Origin of the sequence: Brasilonema sp. UFV-L1, from assembly GCF_012912105.1 — a bacterium.
Taxonomy (GTDB): Bacteria; Cyanobacteriota; Cyanobacteriia; order Cyanobacteriales; family Nostocaceae; genus Brasilonema.
The window spans coordinates 1-20822 of sequence record NZ_QMEA01000086.1 but is presented as its reverse complement, the minus strand read 5'-3'; the positions used below and the strand labels follow the sequence as shown (position 1 = coordinate 20822).

Below are 20822 nucleotides of genomic sequence, written 5' to 3'. Positions count from 1 at the left end.
GGTCATACCCGAAGGGCTGGTGGCTCCGCTCCTGACTCCTGACTCCTGACTCCTTCCCTGTTCATTGTGTACTTTGTACTGATTGAATCCACTGCTTTAGTATAGATACAACGTCAGCGATCGCAATTTCTTGTGATTTGCGACTTTTTCGTTCCACAACTTCAACTTTGCCATTGGCGATCGCTCGTCCGGTGACTATTCTGTAAGGAATCCCTATCAAATCAGCATCTTTGAATTTTACTCCTGCACGTTCATTGCGGTCATCTAGCAAGGTTTCAACTCCTGCTTGATTCAGTTGAGTGTAGAGTTTTTCGGCGATTTCCACATTCTGGGCGTCATTGATGTTAGGAATCGTAACAATCGCGTGATATGGTGCGATGCTAACGGGCCAAATAATTCCATCAGAGTCGTAAGATTGCTCTACAGCAGCTTGAGCAAGGCGTGACACACCCACACCATAACAACCCATCAGTAAAGGTTTCTCTTCACCTTGTTCGTTGGTATAAGTTGCACCCATTGCTATAGAATACTTGGTCCCCAATTGGAAAATGTGACCTACTTCGATTCCACGAGCGCTTTGTAGTATTTGGTCTGGGTTGTGGAGAGAGCGATCGCCTGGTCTTGCCTTACGCACATCTACGGTTATCTCTGGTAACTTAAATTGCTCATTCCAATTTGCTCCAACGACGTGGTAACCAGATTCATTTGCACCCGTGACAAAGTTTTTTAAATCAGCTGCTGTCTTATCAACCAAACGTAAAAAGCGAGGTGCAATATCCTTTTGTGACTTAATATAATCATCTGCAACATCAGGAGCAATATAGCCCAAGGGTAAAGACTGACTTGCCCATTTTCCTTGAGCTTCTGCATCTGGTACTGCAAGTTGAATCACCGTTTTGGCACCATACTTGGGAGCTAATTTTGTCAACTCATTTTGTAATTTAACATCATTAACTTCCTGATCACCTCGGATACTCACCAGCACCAGCACTGATGTTCCATTATCAAAAGTTGTTTGGTAAAGAACGTTTTTCACAATTTGGGTGGGGGAACATTTCAAAAAATCACAGACTTTCTCTATTGTTTCCGTCCCTGGTGTTTGGAGTTTTTCGTAATTGGTAAATGCAGAGGGTTGCGCATCAGGAGGTAAAGACACTGCTTTTTCCACGTTAGCCGCGTACTGCCCATCTTCAGTGTAAAGGACTTCATCTTCGCCTGCTTCTGCCAGGACCATAAATTCTTGAGAAGCAGAACCACCGATCGCACCAGAGTCAGCTTGGACGGCACGAAAAGCTAAGCCAGACCGCCGCAGTATATTACTGTAAGCGATATGCATATCCTGATATGTTTTTTCCAGACTTTCTTCATCTACATTGAAGGAGTAGGCATCCTTCATGATAAATTCTCGTCCGCGCATCAAACCAAAACGGGGACGAATCTCATCACGGAACTTTGTTTGAATTTGGTAGAGTAGTTGTGGTAGCTGACGGTAAGAACGAATCATATCACGAGCAATTGCTGTAATAACTTCCTCGTGAGTTGGTCCTAGCGCCTGTTCTTGGTCGCGGCGGTCTTTGAGGGCGAACATGATACCCTCAGCTTTGGTGTAGGTGTCCCAGCGTCCAGACTCTTTCCATAAATCAGCTGGTTGAAGTTGAGGTAAGAGACATTCTTGTCCACCAGCAGCGTTCATTTCTTCGCGAACAATTTGAGAGACTTTTTGCAGTACCCGCCACATCAGCGGAAGATAGGCATAGACACCGCTACCGATGCGACGAATGTAGCCTGCACGGACTAAAAGTTTATGACTGGGAATTTCAGCATCTGCTGGATCATCCCTGAGTGTGAGAAATAACATTTGTGACAGTCGCATCGTTTGTCCTCTTTCCAAATTCAATAATCTCTATTTCAGTTATCAATTATCAGTTATCAATTATCACTGTTAACTGTGTACTGTGTACTGATTTAATCAGTTACAGTTTAAAATGAAGGCTTGCTGCTTGCTGGAGAAAACAACTTTGCCTGATGTCGTTTCAAGAAGCACAGCCACCCCTAGAATTTATTCCTCCAGCACAGAACCCCTGGTTTTTACGAGTTTGCCAGTTCTTCTTACCCAGCTTAATACACTGGAAAACGACAATTAGTCATAATTGAAGCAGACAACGCAGAAGTTTTACTAGATTTTTATCGTCAGTTTCACCTATGGCAAAATCCGTTTTCTAATAGCATTTCGTCATCTCAAAGCAGAAGACCCATGTTGTTTGGTCATCAAAAAGCGGTTGATATTGGTCCGGGGACAGCTTCTGCCCGATTTAGCTAAAATCAGAGGCGGAAATTTCTTCCAACGTCCAACACTTGGCAAGCAAAGTGTAAAAATAACGATAGGTGAGCCGATATCTGTTTTGTGAACGTTAACCAGCTTACAAGACGAGTCATCAAGGTGCAAGGCAAGCAGTTGCTGATTTGACGAAGAATTTACAGCTGGCGATGGAAGATTTGATTTTGCAAACAGAGTGATAAGCAATTCACGCATTCGCTTATTCAATCCGGAAGAAAACTAGTATGAGCAATTGGTCTAGTCTCTAGCTGTATGCAAATTAAAGGTGTGGCAGCTTATGGCTTATAGCGATTTTAGCCTACGAAAAGTCTCGCAAGATTTCAAGTTAACTCTCACACAAGGAACATTTCTGTGTGAATACCAACTCATTTCTCCCAGCGCTTATCTTGCTCAATTTTTAGAAAAAAGCTTACCATTGGCGATTGCTCTTGGTACGGAGAAAGCAAGGTCAGAAATGATTATTTGCCCGATTTTGATTGAGGTCAGAGAAATATTGCAGCGAGAAATTAGCTTATTCTCTGGTATTGATTTTACCGTTGATCAATCGTTAGGACTCAATGGAGTTTGTGATTTTGTCATCAGTCGTTCTCCTGAACAAATTCTAATTTCGGCACCCGTAGCAGTGATTGTAGAAGCAAAAAAAGATGACTTAAATGCTGGACTTGGACAATGCATTGCTGAAATGGTTGCAGCTCAACGCTTCAATCAACAACAAGACCATCCTATCAATAGTATCTACGGTGCAGTCACAACTGGCAGTCTTTGGAGATTCCTCAAATTAGAAGCGCAAAGCGTCACTATTGACTTGACTGAGTATCCGGTTCCCCCTGTAGAGAGAATTTTGGGTATTTTAGTCAGTCTAGTCTCTGATAATTTTCTGGGGAAAAACTTTTGATAAATCTAAAGACAAATTAGAAAAACACGGTAAATTAACTAACTCATTAGGCAGAAAAATTAACTTTCTACGATAACCAAATTTGCCTTGCAAATCTTGATAAGATTCGCTGTAGCATTCTAGGCAATAATCTACTAAATTAAATATCCAATAATTAGAAACACCTCCTTCAGCATAAATCGGTAATTTCACCTCTTGGTCATATTTCAGAGAGGAATCCGAAATTTCAATTAACAGTAATATGTCAGCAGGAATGGGATGAGCACCGAGATAATCATCATCTCGATTTTGTACAATGACAAAATCTGGTTCGGGTTGGTTGTCGTTAAGAATAATAATTGGTTCTTGTCCTCGTAGTGTCCCCCGTTCTCCAACAAGCTTGAATAACTCTCGAAATAAACGTGTGCTGCAAACAGAATGTGGTTTACCTTTCGATACCATTGGGATAATTTCTCCGTTAATTAGCTCAACTCGGTCATCTTCACTAAAGAAACCAAGTTCTGCTAAACGGTCGTATTCAGAAATGGTAAAGCGTTTAGCTATGGTTTTTGTCATAGTATTTCAAGAAATATAGGACTATTTGAATCATCATAATATTGATAACAAACAATAACAAAAACAATGGCAAGCGTTTTGCCTGCCTCACAAGAGTGAGTTTCGCTTGCCTTTGATGACTGGTAACTTAATATTAGGAAGCATTCACAGCATTTCGTTGTCAGCTGATTTGTGATGTACCTTTTTAGAAAGGAGGACGAGGTGGTGGCGGTGGTAGCGGTCTTTCAATATAGTCTCGGTCGTTATCCCACCGGCGATCGCGTCGGAAGTCTTGACGGTAGCGTTCATTGTCTCGGCGGCGTTTCATCTCTCGGAGATAGCGTTGGCGTTCTCTGCTAATTTCTCGGCGACGTTCTCGTATTTCTCGGCGACGTTCTCGTTCATAGTCGCGATCATCATAGTAATCACGATAATCATCCCGACTGAGTAGTATTGTGTTACCAGTCTTGCTTTTAGACTCAATTCCTGACCAATATTGATTATCCAGTGATGCTGCAAAGGTAGGTTTTGCTATCAGGAAGATCAAAGGTGTTGCTATGAAGTATAAGCTTGCCTTGAATAAAATCTTACTGTTCATATTTTTCACCGTAGCTTGCGCATTAACAACAGTTCTACTGCACCCAGCGTTATCAATCTGCTTGTTGCACTCTGTTGTGAAACTTTCTTGTGTTGGTCTTTTTTCCCTTCTTTGAGAAAAATCTCTAAGCTATTAGATGCGATGGCATTAGTGTACGAGTTTTTTTGCAGATTCTCCAACTCATAGCTGTGGTTTCCCAGAGCGACAATCGTAATGCTGCTATCAGGCAAGTAGTACACCTTACATTTATATTCGCTACTGGTACCGTCGTGACCAAAAGCTTTTCCCCTATAGTTATTATACTAAAAACACATTTTAGGAAGTGCAGGGCTATTTGAATCATAATATTTAACAAAAAGTCTGGCAGGCATCTTGCCTGCCTCACTTTTGTTAGCGTCGCTTACCTTGCATCACTGGTAGGTCGATGTAGGAAGCATTCGTAGTATTTCGTTGTCAGCTGATTTCTGGTGTTCCTTGTGCTGGATAGCGGGCGAATAAGTCTTTATCGTGTCCGGCGATCGCCACTCGAATTCGATGTCCTTTTCCACAATTAAAATTCGCTGTGGTGGAGATTGTGGTGATATTTTCCAGTCAAGATTTGTTTGAGATGACATGGATAAATTTCATTTCAGGGTTTAGAGACGCTCAAGCGGGGGAGCAACAAACAACTTTATATTAGTAGTTTATCAGCGTCTCACATCACAAATCTACTGAGCTTTTCCTTTACTAATACAAAAACAGCCCAACCAATACAAATCATGCTGGCACTTTGGGCTGATTTTGACTGATGATGAAATTGCGCGCCGGTTGATAGGTTTATCAACTTTTAGCTAAATTCAAAGCTAGTCGTCAAAAGCTAGAAACTTATGACCAATAACTCACAACTTACGAAGCTGTTTCCCTGGCTGCACTAGAACCTAGCTTTTTTGGAGACACTGAAGTCTCGCGACGTCCTCCTGTGCGCAGTTTGGGCTTGGGAGCACCACCACGTCTATCTCCTTGTGTGTTACTTGCGTCTGAAGACGCCCAATTTGTGCGGTTTCGTTCACCAGAAAATTCGCCGCGACGGTTTGATGAACGTAGTCTGGGTTTGGGAGTTGGTGGTATGAGATCTTCTTCTGTAATGTCAGGTTCTGATTGCAGCCAAGCAGGGCGGGTTTGATCGTAAGCAATTTGTAATGCAGCAGCTGCGATCGCCTGAGCATCGTATTCTGAAATCAACTCGCTCACCATTGGTAAAAATGAAGCTAAACGCTCACCTGCCAAGGCTTCCCGCACCTGAGTTTGCAATTTTTCTATTTGCCGTGCTTCAATTTGTGTCCGTGTAGGAATCGATAGCACTTGCCAATTCTGCCGAATATGACGTTCAAACGCTTGCTGCTTGCGTCGCTCAAAAGACTGCACAATAGAAATTGCTGTCCCTTCTTTACCAGCTCGACCCGTACGACCAATGCGGTGGACGTATGTTTCTACGCTATCGGGTAAGTCAAAGTTAATGACGTGAGACAATTGATCAACATCCAAACCCCGTGCTGCAATATCTGTTGCAACAACCCAACGTACTTGACGACTGCGGAACCGTGTCAATAACCTCTCCCGTGCTTGTTGCGACAAATCGCCGTGGTATTCATCAACACTATGACCCGCTGCTTGCAGTTGATTGGTAAGTTCTGCTGCTGTACGTCTGGTGCGAACAAAGATTAAAGCGGATTCTGGATCTTCCATTTCTAGAATCGGCTGTAATGCTTTTGCCTTTGTCCAGTGGCGTGGAACAACATAAGCCACCTGATTAATTTTGTTAGGAGCGGCTTTTGGTTGCTCAACTGTTACTGTGACTGGCGAACGTAAAAATCTGTTCACCAATTGACGAATTGAGGGAGGCATTGTTGCTGAGAATAGAGCTGTTTGGCGCTCTTTGGGGGCTTGAGAGAGAATTTTCTCTACGTCATCGATAAAGCCCATGCTTAACATTTCATCGGCTTCATCCAACACCAACCATTTCACCCGATCCAGCTTCAAACTGCCTCGATCCAGCAAGTCTATCACTCGCCCTGGCGTACCGACGACCATGTGAACGCCGCGTTTGAGTTGTAATATTTGACGATCTATCGATTGACCACCGTAGATTGCTAAAACTCGCAATTCTGGGTTGCCAATGAACTCAGCGATCGCATCGTGAACTTGAATCGCTAACTCACGAGTTGGAGTTAGAACGACGGCTTGCACAGCTTTTTGAGTGACATCCAGCCGGTCTATAATCGGCAGGGAAAATGCTGCTGTTTTTCCTGTTCCTGTTTGGGATTGACCGACGACATCACGACCTTGTAGTAGGTGAGGAATTGCTTGCGCTTGAATGTTTGTTGGTGCGCTAAAGCCTAGTTTTTCTAATTGCTGAACACACTCTTGTGAAATTCCTAAATCTAGAAACGAAAGATTCATCAATTCTCCTATATTTTCATTTGGTTTTTTTTGATGAGTCATTTGTCTTTTTTCAAATCACAAATGACAACTTAGTTGGTGACGACTTCACCATAGAGGTCGTAAGCATCCGCTGTTTGGATAGCTACTGGTACGATGGTTCCTAACCTTGCTTTTCCATGAACAAATACTTGTCCGTCTACTTCACAGGAAAATCTGCTGGAACGACCAATCAATTTTCCTGTGACAGGATTTTCTTGTTCAATCAGAACCTGAACGACTTTGCCAATTTCGAGTTGGTTTTTCTTCAAAGAAATCGGCTGTTGGATCTCCATCACTACATTCCGCCGCTCATCCATGATGGATTGGGGCAGATGATTGGGTAGGTTGTAAGCAGGCGTTCCTTCTTCTTTGGAAAAGGTGAAGACGCCTACATGATCGAATTCATGACGCTGGACAAACTGCAACAGATGCTCAAAATGTTCCTGTGTTTCTCCTGGAAAACCGACTATAAACGTCGTTCGCAGCACAGCTTGTGGTAACGTCTCTTTTATGCGTTCGATAATCCCATCATTCACCCGCCCTTGCCAGGGACGATTCATAGCGCGGAGAATGTCTGGATGGGAATGCTGCAAGGGTAAATCCAGGTAAGGTAAGACGTTAGATGTCTCCTGAATTGCCGTTATCACATCTGGGGTTAGTCCGGTTGGATAGGCATAGTGCATACGAATCCACGGCACATCCACTTGCCCCAAAGCACGGAGTAATTCTGCTAACTTTGGCTTGCCATAAATATCAATACCGTAATTGGTGGTGATTTGGGAAATCAAAATAATTTCCTGTACACCCTGACTAGCCAGCTGCTTTGCTTCAGTCACTATTGATTCAATTGTACGCGATCGCTGGTTTCCCCGCAGGTGGGGAATAATGCAAAAAGCACATCGGTAATCACAACCTTCGGCAACCCGCAGGTAAGCCACTCCTTCTGTTGTCGTGCGATAACGGGGTGTTGTTTCATCAGCAATGTAGGTTGGTTGTGAACTGACAAGCTGAACTCGCTTACCTTGTTCTACTTGCTGAATGACATCTACTATTTTGTGATAATCCCCGCTTCCCACTAATGCTACTGCTTCGGGCAACTCTTCCAACAACTGTTCTTGAAAGTGCTGCGCCATACAGCCTGCAATCACGATTTTTTTATTTGCCTCTGCCAACTCCACGAGGGTTCTGACAGATTCTTCTCTTGCTGCTTCAATAAAACTACATGTATTAACTATAACATAATCTGCTAACTCTTCGTTAGAATCTACGCCATAGCCTGCTTCTACTAGCAGCCCGAGCATATGTTCTGTATCAACTCGATTTTTCTCACACCCTAAGTGAGAAATTGCAATTGTTGGTTTATCACCCATATTCATCAAAAATCTTTAGGTTTTTCATGTACTTCAACGATTAAAACGCTAGTTTTTTGCTTCGGACACTTCAAATCTGGTCAAAACTTCTTGAACTAGGTATGACCTCCTAGTTATATATACTTTGGTGGAAGCGACAACCATGATGAAGATGGAGTTCATGCTATGATAGCTCTACTCATCTGTCTGTCAAACAAAAATAAGCAGAATTTCGACAAATAAAACACTAGTAGTTAATCTTTGTTAATAAATTGCCTATTGGTATTTTACATTACCGCAATGTGTATGTTGTTGATTTACCTACTGGGAAGCCACTCTCGATTTGGAAATTGGTCAAGAATGATGAACGAAATCATTTATCTTGCCGAAACCAAGTGTATGTGGCGCGTTTTGAGAAGTTGCTACCCTAAGGAAAATAGCGCGTGACTACGCCTGTAAGCGGTAATGCTACCCTTTTTCTTCAGGCAATACCTGTACCAGTGATAGGCAAGATCTCCTCTTCACGGGAAGCGTGCTCGCGTCTGGTGAGTGGCAAACTCCTCTGATATATCTATATACTAGCTTAACATATCTTATGGAAAGAGTAACGCCAGATTCCATCTTAAGGAGGAGGCAAGTAATTCCACAGATAAAATAAAAGAATCTAGTGCTAGCAAGTCGTCACCAATTTGCCCCCTAAAAAATGGGCAGGGCTTGAAGCCCCATGATTAATCGTGGGGTCAAGACGAATATCGTATTAGCCCTGCCCATTTTTTTCGTGTAAGGCTCGGTCACAAGTGCTAGCTGATTGTAAATAACAAATAAGCTGTGTAACAGCGAGTTGAAATAAATTGTGATAAAAAGCAAACTTAATGCATGAGTCGTGAAATATAAGTCAATAGTCAATGGTCACCAGTGATAATAGCTAATGATGAATGACTAAGGACTGATGACTCCGCAAAGCGGGTTAAAGACGTGGACTTATATCAGCTATTTAAAACCCGAACACCAATCATAGGCGTAGTTCACCTACTACCACTGCCGACCTCGCCCCGTTGGGGAGGTAGTCTCAAAGCAGTCGTTGACCGTGCCGAACAAGAAGCAACAGCCCTGGCAAGTGGAGGGGTTGACGGTATTATTGTAGAGAATTTTTTCGATGCGCCATTTTCTAAAAACCAGGTCGATCCAGTGGTCGTAAGTGCCATGACTGTATTGGTACAGCGGATACAGAATTTGGTGACGCTACCTATAGGGATAAATGTTTTGCGGAATGACGCTAGAAGTGCAATGGCGATCGCCACTTGTGTCAAAGCGCAATTCATCCGTGTGAATGTCCTCACAGGTGTAATGGCAACTGACCAGGGAATCATTGAGGGAGAAGCCCATCAACTCCTACGCTATCGGCGCGAGTTAGGCAGCGATGTCAAAATTTTTGCCGATGTATTAGTCAAGCACGCCCGTCCGTTGAGTTCTGTGAATCTGACTACAGCAGTGCAAGATACTATTGAACGCGGTTTGGCAGATGCGGTGATTATATCTGGCTGGGCAACGGGTCATCCTACAAACCCAGAAGATTTAGAATTAGCATCTTCTGCTGCTAACGGCACTCCAGTGTTTATTGGTAGTGGAGCAAGTTTGGAAAACATTGCTACACTGATACAATCGGCAGATGGTGTTATTGTTTCCAGTGCTTTGAAGCGTCACGGTCGTCGCGAGCAACCTATAGATCCAAATCGGGTCAGTCAGTTTGTAGAAGCTGCACGTAAAGGTTGGAACTCTAAAGGTGAAACAAAATCAATTTCTTCTGTAAAGCTACACTCGTAACAGCTAATCATTTCTGATTTTGCATTCCCAATTCCTAGTACAGGACGACAGAAATAACCAGACAGTAAGAAACAGCTTGAAACCTTAACTGTCTAGGTGTTTTTCTCTCCTGAGTTTTGAGTTCTTACTCTTTGGATTATTGTGTCATTCCTAATTTCATCTTGCAGTTTATGAGTCGCCGTCGTTCTATTCCCTGGATTCATAGATGGTCGCGAATATTAATTGCCGCGACCGCATCTTGTGGTGCATTAACAACTGGTTATCTGACCATAGTTAAGTTGACACAAGGATCTGCCGCTTGCCCCACTAATAGCTGTGATTTAGTCCTTTCTAGCCCCTATGCTACGGTTTTCGGGCTGCCTCTAGCTTTGTTTGGCTTTCTTGCTTACACTAGCATGGCGATCTTTGCTTTGGCTCCTTTGGCATTTGACCCTGTAAAAAATAAAGACACCCGGACAAAGGTAGAAAATTGGACATGGTTGTTGCTTTTGGCTGGTGCTTTAGCCATGTCTATCTTTAGTGGCTACTTAATGTATCTGCTATTTTTCACAATCAAAGCACTTTGTCTGTACTGTCTTGCTTCCGCTATCTTCTCCCTTAGCTTTTTAGTGCTGACTATTATTGGTCGCACATGGGAAGATATTGGGCAAATCTTCTTTATTGCCATTATTGTTGGTATGGTGACGCTGATTGGGACTTTAGGCGTTTATGCCAATGTCAATAACCCTGGTGCTAATACTGGCTCAAATAGTGTTAGCTTAACACCAACCGGAGATCCAAAATTTGGTGTTGGTTGGCCCATCACCACAACTTCTGGTGAAGCAGAAATTCAGTTGGCACGTCACTTAACCAAAATTGGTGCTAAGGAATACATAGCTTGGTGGTGTCCTCATTGTCACGAACAAAAGCAACTGTTTGGTAAAGAAGCGTATCCAGAAATTCAGAAAATTGAGTGCGATCCCCAAGGCAAAGACAGCCGTCCAGATTTGTGCAAAGCAGCTGGCATTCAAGGCTATCCTACTTGGGAAATTAACGGTAAACAATATCCCAACGTGCAGTCATTAGAGAAATTAGCTCAAATTTCTGGCTATCAAGGTCCCCGTAATTTTAAGAATTTTCCTGGCGCTTTTAAATAGTTTGTGAAAGCAACTTATGATCGCACCTGCGAAATGTGGGTTACAACGCCCGATAGAGCAATACGATTCAGATAAAGCTAGATCTTCCCTAGCCCCCTTGAAAAGACTACCGTGGTGTACACATCTCGCTTAAAACCTCACCCTCGCTTTACCCTGCGGGTAAATCTTTCCCTCTCCTTACTAAGGAGAGGGATGCCCGATAGGGCAGGGTGAGGTTTTGCACCGAACTCGCAAAGAGGGATGTTCGATAGGGCAGGGTGATACCAATTCAAAATTCAAAATTCAAAATTCAAAATTAAGAAAGCCTAAGATAACGAGGGTTTGGGACTGTGTATCTGTCGCATTCTTTTTTCAAATTGGTATGAGGTTTTGCACCGAACTCGCAAAGAGGCATGCCCGATAGGGCAGGGTGAGGTTTTGCACCGAATGAGTGGGTAATATCATGTTCGGCTAATTAGTTATGATTGCCACGTTGACTGCACCCCACCCCTTTATCCCCTCCCCTTGGCAAGGGGAGGGGAGCCTAAGCGTAGCTTTGGCGGGGTGGGGTTCTTCAGGAATGATAAGTAATCAACCGAACCTGATATAATTCAAGGACTTGTGTGTACGATGTAGAGAATTTTCAACAGGATATTAAGAATTTGTGGGAGATGGGCAGATTGCGAGCACAGCTTATGATATAGTATGAAATGAAATAAAAAAATTAGATCGCTCCGCTCCGCTTCGCTCTCAAAAGGGAAAAGAAAAAAGAATAAAGGGTAAGAGGGCAAAAGTATAATAAAGGACTACGTAGTCTTCGCCGCCGCACCACACACTACCCGAAAACCGAAAACGTCGGTCTTGGGCTTGCCCCAGTAGCGGCTGGCAGAACGGCAAAGCCCAAGACCGTCGACCCACGACCCACCCCGCAGCAGCCGATAATTATTATCATTACTAATCCATACTCCTGCATCTTTTGGCGCTTCCTGGTAAGTTGCATGCCAATTATCAGCACACCACTCCCAGACTAACCCATGCATATCGTACAGACCAAAGGCGTTGGGAGAAAAAGTTCCTACTGTTGTGGTTTTCCGTTGATACTTTCCTTGAGGTTCGTCAGCAAATCTTACGCTGGCATTGTAATTTGCTAATTTATCTGTAATTGTCTCACCAAAGTGAAACGGTGTTGTTGTTCCAGCGCGACAAGCGTATTCCCACTCCGCTTCTGAGGGTAATCGATATTCGCGCTCTGTTCTTCTAGAAAGTCTACCACAGAATTCGATAACATCATACCAAGAAACACGTTCTACAGGACGGTCATCACCTTTAAAATAAGATGGGTTTGGCTGAAGGTCACGTTCAATTCTGGGTAATGCGGCTACTGTTCGCCATTGTGCTTGAGTAATTGGGTACTTACCCATGAAGAAGGATTGAACGGTAACTTCATGCTGAGGTTTTTCGCTGTCATATCCTTCTGGTTCTGGTGAACCCATCATAAATTTTCCACTAGGGATTGCGACCATTTCTAGAGTAATACCTTCGCCTAAATCTTCAGTGAAATATCTTGCTTGTTTGGTTTCTCGTTTGATGATTTCGCCGCGACGGTTAACGGTGACAACCTCGAAGGAAAACTGTTGCAGGCGGAGTTTACCTGGTCGTTTTAGCGTGACTCCTTCTATATTAATAGTCTCTCCAAAGCCTAACAGCTGTTCCAATTCATCTTGAGCATCTGCGGCTCCTCTTTCATCGCCACGTGCGAAAGCAGCATAACCCCGCGCAACCACCAGTAAAGGTTCATATTTTTCTGCTAAAGGTTCTGCCAAAGTTTCAATCACCTCAGATAAGCGCACCAATTCAGCTTTGTTATTTTGCAGATAAGCTTGACGTAGTTCATCTGCGAGTTCTCGGGCAGCTTCGTCTCGCTTTTTGGTGTATGCTAAAGCTGTCCATTGCTGGGCTTGCAGCAAATCAGACTGCCATGAGTTTAGTTTTTGTTCGGTGACTTGGCGTTTGATGTACGAAATCAGAAATTTGGAGAGTTCTTGAAGCCGCTTTTCTCCGAAGTGCTGTTGACAACGTTTTAGCAGTTCATTGCGAACTTCACGCTCCATTTCATATAATTCAGAATCGACCTGCTGACACAAATTTGATAGCAGCAAATCAGGAACAGCATACCAAGGTACATTTGCAGTTTCTCTCGCAGGTTGTCTAGTAGGTTCTTTAAAAAAGTTCTGCCAAAACAACTTTGCAGATTGAACTCTCTCTGAGAAACCCGGTTTCTTTGAGAAACCGGGTTTCTGTACCAGGCGAAGTTCCTGTGGTGAAACACTAGCAGGTTCTTTAAAAAATTTCCACCACAAGCAATAAAGCAAATCTGGTGTTAAAACGAGAGGAAAAGCCGCATGATAAGCCAAATGCAAATGAGCTTTTCCAAACTGTCTATCGAAAGCTTCTACTTTGCCAACAGCATCAAATCCTAAATCCCAAAATTCAAAACTATTAACTTGATTATTTTTCCACGCTTTCTTTGCTTTTTCGTTTGCCTGTCTCAAGAAACTTCTCACACTCGGTTTGCCATAAAGTAACCATTGCAGCATTTGTTGATATTCAACAGGTTCTAAGGCAAACATTGGGACTAATGAATCTATCTTAGCGATTTCTTCAGCAGTGGTCTCTACCCAGTGAAAGCGCGGAAGGGGATTGAGCCACGCCACCCTGTAGACTTGAGGTGTCAGCATTGCCAGAAAGTCAACAGTTTCTTCCCACCTTGAAGGTACAGTACGGCGACGTGCAGCTCCAGCGTCGCTGACAATGACAACTAGGGTGTGTTCTTTCGAGAAACGTGCCAAGATAGATTTGACAGATTCTCCTTGCCAACATTGTGAGTCATGATAAAGTTCTTCGGTAGGGCTATTGTGGAAGTAGTAAATTTTCGCTCCTTTCCAAGTTTCCACAAATTGACGACACAAGGGATGAAAAGGAACCATTGAGCCTTTGTTGTCAATCAGCAGGACGACTTCTCTACACTTAACTTGAGCTGGAGTGAAAACAGGTTTGAAAAAAAAGCCCCGTTTAGCGACATCTGTAACTGTTGCGCGGATATCTAACTGACTAGGAATACTACTTGGTAATTTTTGAGCCAAAAGCCGCCAACTTTGTCGTAGTTGTTCACGGCGAATCGGGAAATAATTTTTTTCTTTCAGTGCTGTGGAGACGGAAGTGACAACTGCAATGTCACTGGGAGTCGGGACTAAAGATTCCTCTTCTTCTCCTTCTAAGAATTCATCTTGTAAGAATTCCTCTTCTTCTGGTTGCTGATTCTCAGGTTTCTCACTCTCGCTATCTGAATTAATCTCATCAGGTAAAGATGATACGGAAGTGACAACTTCTTCTGGTTGCTGATTCTCAGGTTTCTGACTCTCGCTATCTGAATTAATCTCATCAGGTAAACTTGAGTTTGATGGGGCTTGCTGTTGTTGAAGTATTAACTCGATAGTGGAAGATTTGCTGCGTATTGCTGCACTTTGGGATATGATTTCTTCCCAGCACTGGTCAAACAAATGCTGTTGTTGTTTAGATTTCACCCAGATTGTTCGACATAGCCGCGCCACTGCTTTTTGGTCAGCAATGTCTAATCCTGCTTCAATTGACTGCAATAATGCCTCTACTGCTAAATGATACTGGTCAATGCTCAAGGGCAAACCAGCTTCTCGTAGCCGCAAAAATAAATCTAGCAGTGGGGGTTGACTCATGATCTTGCTACCTAAAAACCATATTCGCTCTTATCTTGGCGACTTTTGAGCAGAGTGCTGGCAAAGGGAAGTCCTTCTTTAAGTTTTTTAAAAACCTCCTCTGGGGGATAGTCGTTTAAGATTGTAAACCAATCGATTAACTCACTAGTGCTAATTTTTTTTGCGGTTTCTTCTTTTTCATCCTCCATTTCTGAGCGTAATTCCAAAAAGCGGTCAATAGCAGCTTTCACAACTTTATCTGGTGATGACTCAAATCTTGCTTTAATAATTTTGATAAGTTGTTCGCGTTTAGGAAACTCAATGTAATGATACAGGCAACGACGCAAAAATGCACTGGGAAGGTCTTTTTCTTGATTAGAGGTAATGAAAACAATTGGTGGTGCATCGGAATTCGCTTTTAACCAGCGCCGAGGACGCACATCTTTGATTTCAAAACATTGGTCTTCTAAAGCCAGTAAGAGGTCATTAGGAAAGTCTGTATCCGCTTTATCAATTTCGTCAATCAAAACTATAGTTCTACAGTCTTTTTTCTCACCGTCTTTTTTATCAATAGTTTTTTCCTCAAAAGCATAGCCGAGTGGTCCATATTCGAGAAACTTTTCGGGATTTGCAGGGTCAGTTTCATCGTTCTCAATTCCCACTTTTTCTAGTTGTGCAGCTTGTAGTCTTCCGATGTAGTCATAGCTGTAAAATCCATCTTGAGCTTTGCTAGTTGACTGCACGTTCCAAAGGCGATAACGCCACTCAAAATCAGATTTTTTCTGACTACTAAATTCATAGAAAACAGCACGAGCAAGCTCACTTTTTCCGCTACCTGGTTCTCCTTCCAGCAGCAATGGACGATTCAAGCGGATTGCTAAATTCACTGCTTCTTTGAGAGAATCATCGGGATAGTAAGGATACAGTTTACGCAGTACATGCTCATTCCACTCTCCGACGGGAGGTTGAACTTCTCCGGTATATTCTAAGGATATCTTTGCCATAGGGAAAATTCTGTTGTCCTACACTCAAAGTACCGATAAATTTCTAGAAGTAACTTTTCTGTTTCGCCTTGACTTTTGTTGATTAGGCAATTAGCAATTGTTACTTCCTGTCCTAACAATTGCTGTCCAAGTTTTAGCGCAATTCTTGGTAGTACCTGAGCCACATCGTTTGCTTCAAAGGGATTAGCTGGAGGCAGTTCAGTAATGTGTTCAGACAAGGTAGAACTTTTGTGCCATTTTTCTTGCCAATCATTGTTGCAATGACTAGCTAATAAAAACATCAATAACATACCAGCATTTTTTGGAACTTGGCTAACCAAAGGCTGCCAAAATTCTATTATCAATTGTTCTAAGCGTTCTAAATCATAAGTGTCAATATCAAGAATAAAAAGCAGATTTTCTTGCTTCAAAGTCTTAACAAGTTTTGCTTGACAATATTCTGTGTGAAAGCGATTTTTTAATTCTCCAATTCTCAATGAGGAGTACTGCGAACCCGTTAGAGAAATCGGTTTGCATTTCAGACACATAGTGACAGAAATCTCTGTCTCTAATCGCTTCAGCATCCAAGTTCGACTGTAATGACATGGATTAGCAATTAAAAAAGCTCTTTTTTGGTTCGCTAAGTTACTCAGGAGTAAATCAATTTGTCGTTGATGATTGAATAAGCTTAAGCCTTCAACTAAACGAGTTTGTTTAGTACTATCTTTGGTATAGATGAGAGGAAGAACAGCAACACTCTTCCAATCTTCTATTCCCAATGCTTCGCAGAAAGCTATAAAAACATCCTGCTCAATTTCTTTCCCTTGCAGAAACTTTTGCCAGTTTCTATATGTAATTCCTTTAGTATGAATTTCTTTTGATTCAATGACTTGCAAAAACCGCTCAATAGTAATGCGTAAAGTATTCTTACTTTTTAATCTATTAATATACTCCCAAACTTGATTGGTTGAGTCAGGAGTAAAAATTTTCTTTTTTACCAAAGATTCAAGCTGTTCAATGGTGAAGTCTTCTATCGGCAGTTTTTTTTCTCCTGCTACTGCTTGTCTGAATTGCTGCTGACTTGTGATAATCATAGCTTCGCTATTTTCATCTTTAGTCCATCGCTTGTCTTCTCTACACTGATTAATTTTTTCTATCCCTTCTTTTGAAGCCGGAATTTTTACCATTACCTATTAGCGATCGCCTGGTTCAACTAGCTCCTGATCAGATCCTGATCAGATTTTTACACATACAAGTAAAGCTGGCTTAATCAGAACAGAACACATCAAGCGCAGGTAAGGTAAATGAAAGTCATTAAGTCCAGCCAACCCGGTTCCAGCAACTCCAAAGAGAACTACTTCCAACAACGGATTCGTCGAGCTAAGCTAGCTGTTAACGGATTTTTAGGAGCAACATTACTCAGTGGGTTTCTCACCTTGTCTGGTGTATACCTTGCAATCTCTGGTGACATTCCAGAGGGAGTGGAAATCAGCAAAGTAGGGATGATAGGCACTGTGGAATTGACAAAACGGACTAAGGATGCTAATGACCGTCTTGACCAAGTTATCAAAGATGCAATGGAGGAAGACGAAGCAGAAAAAAACTCGTGATATCATGTCCGCTTAATTACTTACAATTCCCAAATTTACCCCACCCGCCTAACGGCACCCTCCCCGCGAGCTCGGGGAGGGTTGGGGAGGGGTCTTTTTATTACAAGTGTTCAACCGGACATGATATGAACGAGTGTTTGATACTCGTGAGCGAGTGTTTGATACTCATCCACGAGCTATACGTTGATTTATTAGAGAAGTCGGGTATCTTGTTGTGTACAAATCATTTAGGATAGCTGGTAGTTCACCACTGGAGATTTCCACCAGTTGTTTTGCTGCACAAGTGTGTGGACTTGCCAATCTGGCTCTAGTTGAGGGTAATCTAAACGGTAATGTCCTCCTCGGCTTTCAGTTCTAAAGGCAGCACTTTTGAGAATTAAAAAAGCGACATCCAGTAAATTGCGCGTTTCTGCCCACAATCGTAATTGCCGTTCAACGTCAGGTATCTCTAAACGAGCTGATTCTGTCGGACGTAAAGATAGCAAAAATTGACTCACAGGCAAAGAAATATAATCTTGCTGCCAAGACTCAATCGTTGCGATCGCTGTTTCTAAACTAGATTTCTCTCGACAAATACCAGCACTTTGCCAAACCAAACGTGGTATTTTATCTCGCAGTAATTCTAAGTGTTCTTGCTGAGGTTGCCATGCAGCCAAATCTGCAGAAAACTCTCGCATAGTAGGCTCTGGCAAATCCACCAGACGACTCTTTTCAATCTGAAGATGTGCCATTTGTGCGCCAAAGACAATGCATTCTAGTAGAGAATTACTTGCAAGGCGATTTGCTCCATGCACTCCAGTACTAGCGGTTTCTCCGACTGCGTATAAACCAGGGATATTTGTCCGGTTCATTAAATCAGTCGCAATACCACCCATCCAGTAATGAGCAGCAGGAGCAACGGGGATCGGTTGACAGAAGACATCCACACCCCACTGTTGACAAACTTTGATAATGTTGGGAAAGCGATGGCGGATTTTTTCAGCAGGGATGGGGCGCATATCTAACCACACATGAGCAGTGGCTGGATCACTTGAAGTGCGTTGTAAATGGCTAAAAATTGCACGACTGACGACATCTCTAGGAGCAAGTTCGCCTGCTGGGTGATAATCAAAAGCAAAACGCCGTCCGTCGTTATCGACAAGATGCGCCCCTTCGCCGCGCACAGCTTCACTGATAAGAAAGCGACCTGGTTTTGTTAAAGCTGTGGGGTGGAATTGCACAAATTCCAAATCTCTGAGAATTGCGCCAGAACGCCATGCGATCGCCACTCCATCACCAGTACTAACAGCAGGGTTTGTGCTTTGGGCAAACACTTGACCCCCTCCACCTGTTGCTAAAACGACCGCGTTTGCTCTAATCCATTTGACTTGACCTTCATAAAACAGGCTAATACCTTGACATCTGCCTGTTTCTGGTTCTAGCCATAGACTCAAAGCCAAAGCTTGCTGAATGACTTGAATGTTCTTTTGTCGCAGGACTTGAGATGTGAGAGTGGTTGTGACTTCTCTACCTGTTGTGTCTGCAGCGTGAAGAACGCGGTGACGGGAATGAGCTGCTTCTAAGGTTAAAGCTAAATGGTTGTTATGACGATCAAAAGCGACTCCCAAGTTAACAAGAGATTGAATACAGCTTGGGGCAAGTTTTGCAAGAAATTCCACAGCAGGGCGATCGCACAAACCGACACCCGCTTGCATAGTATCTTCAATGTGTAAATAAGGAGAATCTTCTGGGGCGATCGCACAAGCAATACCACCCTGCGCCCAATCACTTGCTGAAAGAGAAACTGTTTCTTTAGTAATCAAGCCGATTTGCAAATCGGCAGGTATGCATAGTGCTGTGTATAGTCCAGCAGCACCAGCACCGACAACAATAACATCAAATTGGTTTTTAATATTTATTGGAGACAAAGCAGGGAGTGTGAAGGGTGTGGGGAGTACCAGAAGTGAGGAAAGATTGAAAATTCGCTCATTCAAAAGCGGACACTTCGCTCAAGTCGGGGAACCCGCCCATGCGAGTGTCCTTTCAAAATTCAAAATTTTCAATTGACTTTTCTTTCTTTCCTGTGAAAAACTAATTCCCACTCCTTTTTGGGAGTGGGTCATAGCAGTTTAACAGTTATGAATCATCAGTTGCTTGATGACTTTGTACTGTGTACTGTGGTCACTGTGTACTGATTTCATGACCTGCAAATGCAATTATCTGTAGATACCGTTGTTGAAGCGATCGTCTCCTTCAGTGAAGGCAGGTACTACTTCTGACACGGTAAAGTGGTCTAGGTTAGCTTGCAGAATTTGTTTTTGACGTTCGCTCAATCCAGCAATATCCAACACATCCTCTACTTTTTGGTAAGGAGCATTGGTGATAATTTTGCTTGCGAGAGTTGGATACAGTCCTGGATACTTTTGAAAAGCTCGCACATTGGTATTATTCAAATCAATTTTTTTACCATAAACTTCTGCCAGTCTTTGATCTGCAGGGTTGCGAGGGGTTTCAACAGCTGCCAGAACAGGAACTGAACGAAAAGCAATAAAGTTGAAATCAGCTGCTTGGGCTGTTTGAGCTGTTCCCAGCCATCCCAAGCATCCTAACAACAAACTAAACACTGTTAATAAACGCACCAATCCTTTCACGATTTTTCTACCTCTTTCCATCCACTCTAAACTGAAATAAAAGTCTTAAGCTAAAAGCACTTAGCACGGTAGTAAATTCTGAGTCATGAGTGCTGTAGACGCCAACGGACATTTTTCGCACAATTAACAGTTGAGTCACTGTGTGTAAAAGTGAAGTTCAAGCGGAGATTTTCTCCAACTGGAACTATGCCCTTGCGGCACACCACCAAAAGTTAAACGGTTAACTACAAGCCCCTGCCTTTTAGGCATGGGGATTGCACTCAACTAAAGGTTATTGACTCAGTACTTTCTACTCAGAACCGCTTTGGCTGATAGCTTAATCAACACAGCAGTATCAGAAACTAATATACAGCGTATTAATATCCACAATTCTGACTGCGCTTGGCTTCACCAGACTATTGCTAATATTTTTTTATAGTGATCTAAGTTTTCACTCTTGCTGCAACTGACTTGGTTTTAACTGTATATGAATACGATTAACGCGCAAAAGTCCTCAGTTAAGGAAAATAGGGCATCACTTAGAGTACTCCAAAGTTGACTCACCTTGGTCACTGGACAGGTAAATTGTGTCTTTTTTGAGATTAATTATTGACTACAATCTCACTCAGAAAATATTATTTTTCTTAATTTTTATTAACAATAATTAACACAAGATTTGGGACTTGTCCCCTCGATGCCTTGAGGGAGACAGGGGTGCCCTCAATACCGTTCGGTTAAGACATCTCTTCGTTGAGGCAGCAGGGGTGCTGGGGGGC

The 20822-nt window shown here is 42.7% G+C and carries 16 protein-coding genes; 4 read left to right on the top strand and 12 right to left on the bottom strand.

What is annotated here, in order from left to right; all coding sequences use genetic code 11:
- Positions 1–61: 61 nt before the first annotated feature.
- On the bottom strand, positions 62–1873 hold the full coding sequence (locus DP117_RS22460) for a proline--tRNA ligase (RefSeq protein WP_169220456.1): 1812 nt from the start codon (positions 1871–1873) through the stop codon (positions 62–64).
- Positions 1874–2615: 742 nt separating this feature from the next.
- Between DP117_RS22460 and DP117_RS22455 the strand changes: the two genes are divergently transcribed.
- Positions 2616–3233: a hypothetical protein gene (locus DP117_RS22455; RefSeq protein WP_169220455.1), complete on the top strand. Its 618-nt coding sequence runs from the start codon at positions 2616–2618 to the stop codon at positions 3231–3233.
- Here DP117_RS22455 and DP117_RS22450 read toward each other — a convergent pair.
- The 6 genes from DP117_RS22450 to rimO form a co-directional block, all read right to left on the bottom strand.
- A complete protein-coding gene (locus tag DP117_RS22450) occupies positions 3198–3788 on the bottom strand; it encodes a Uma2 family endonuclease (protein ID WP_169220454.1) in 591 nt (196 codons plus the stop codon). The two genes, DP117_RS22455 and DP117_RS22450, sit on opposite strands and share 36 nt — an antisense overlap.
- A 184-nt stretch (positions 3789–3972) precedes the next feature.
- On the bottom strand, positions 3973–4365 hold the full coding sequence (locus tag DP117_RS22445) for a hypothetical protein (protein ID WP_169220453.1): 393 nt from the start codon (positions 4363–4365) through the stop codon (positions 3973–3975).
- A 5-nt stretch (positions 4366–4370) separates the two neighbouring features.
- On the bottom strand, positions 4371–4604 hold the full coding sequence (locus DP117_RS22440) for a hypothetical protein (RefSeq protein ID WP_169220452.1): 234 nt from the start codon (positions 4602–4604) through the stop codon (positions 4371–4373).
- Between the two features lie 171 nt (positions 4605–4775).
- On the bottom strand, positions 4776–4979 hold the full coding sequence (locus tag DP117_RS22435; RefSeq protein WP_169220451.1) for a hypothetical protein: 204 nt from the start codon (positions 4977–4979) through the stop codon (positions 4776–4778).
- A gap of 271 nt (positions 4980–5250) precedes the next feature.
- Positions 5251–6804, bottom strand: a complete 1554-nt coding sequence (locus DP117_RS22430) for a DEAD/DEAH box helicase (RefSeq protein WP_169220475.1) — start codon at positions 6802–6804, stop codon at positions 5251–5253.
- A gap of 71 nt (positions 6805–6875) precedes the next feature.
- A complete protein-coding gene (gene rimO, locus DP117_RS22425; RefSeq protein ID WP_169220450.1) occupies positions 6876–8195 on the bottom strand; it encodes a 30S ribosomal protein S12 methylthiotransferase RimO in 1320 nt (439 codons plus the stop codon).
- A gap of 954 nt (positions 8196–9149) precedes the next feature.
- On the opposite strand from rimO, the gene btpA reads away from it, so the two are divergent.
- Together btpA and DP117_RS22415 are read left to right on the top strand one after the other, a co-directional pair.
- Entirely contained in the window at positions 9150–9998 is an 849-nt protein-coding gene (btpA, locus tag DP117_RS22420) for a photosystem I biogenesis protein BtpA (RefSeq protein WP_169220449.1), read from the top strand.
- Between the two features lie 170 nt (positions 9999–10168).
- Positions 10169–11134, top strand: coding sequence for a vitamin K epoxide reductase family protein (locus DP117_RS22415; protein WP_169220474.1), 966 nt, complete (start codon positions 10169–10171; stop codon positions 11132–11134).
- A gap of 785 nt (positions 11135–11919) precedes the next feature.
- On the opposite strand, the gene DP117_RS36420 is transcribed toward DP117_RS22415, so the two are convergent.
- From DP117_RS36420 to DP117_RS22400, 3 genes are read right to left on the bottom strand one after another with little or no spacing between them, the layout of a single operon-like run.
- Positions 11920–14865: an SUMF1/EgtB/PvdO family nonheme iron enzyme gene (locus tag DP117_RS36420; protein ID WP_248277773.1), complete on the bottom strand. Its 2946-nt coding sequence runs from the start codon at positions 14863–14865 to the stop codon at positions 11920–11922.
- Positions 14866–14876: 11 nt separating this feature from the next.
- A complete protein-coding gene (locus tag DP117_RS22405; RefSeq protein ID WP_169220448.1) occupies positions 14877–15848 on the bottom strand; it encodes a MoxR family ATPase in 972 nt (323 codons plus the stop codon).
- Entirely contained in the window at positions 15830–17014 is a 1185-nt protein-coding gene (locus DP117_RS22400; protein ID WP_169220447.1) for a hypothetical protein, read from the bottom strand. Before DP117_RS22400 ends, DP117_RS22405 begins: the two co-directional genes overlap by 19 nt.
- A 117-nt stretch (positions 17015–17131) precedes the next feature.
- On the opposite strand from DP117_RS22400, the gene DP117_RS22395 reads away from it, so the two are divergent.
- The gene (locus DP117_RS22395) at positions 17132–17437 is read left to right on the top strand and encodes a hypothetical protein (protein WP_169220446.1); all 306 of its coding nucleotides are present in this window, start codon (positions 17132–17134) and stop codon (positions 17435–17437) included.
- 227 nt (positions 17438–17664) lie between these two features.
- On the opposite strand, the gene nadB is transcribed toward DP117_RS22395, so the two are convergent.
- Together nadB and psbU are read right to left on the bottom strand one after the other, a co-directional pair.
- On the bottom strand, positions 17665–19344 hold the full coding sequence (gene nadB, locus DP117_RS22390) for an L-aspartate oxidase (RefSeq protein ID WP_169220472.1): 1680 nt from the start codon (positions 19342–19344) through the stop codon (positions 17665–17667).
- A 288-nt stretch (positions 19345–19632) separates the two neighbouring features.
- Positions 19633–20088 (bottom strand): photosystem II complex extrinsic protein PsbU, encoded by a 456-nt coding sequence (gene psbU / locus DP117_RS22385; RefSeq protein ID WP_169220445.1) that lies wholly within the window; start codon positions 20086–20088, stop codon positions 19633–19635.
- Positions 20089–20822 lie beyond the last annotated feature (734 nt).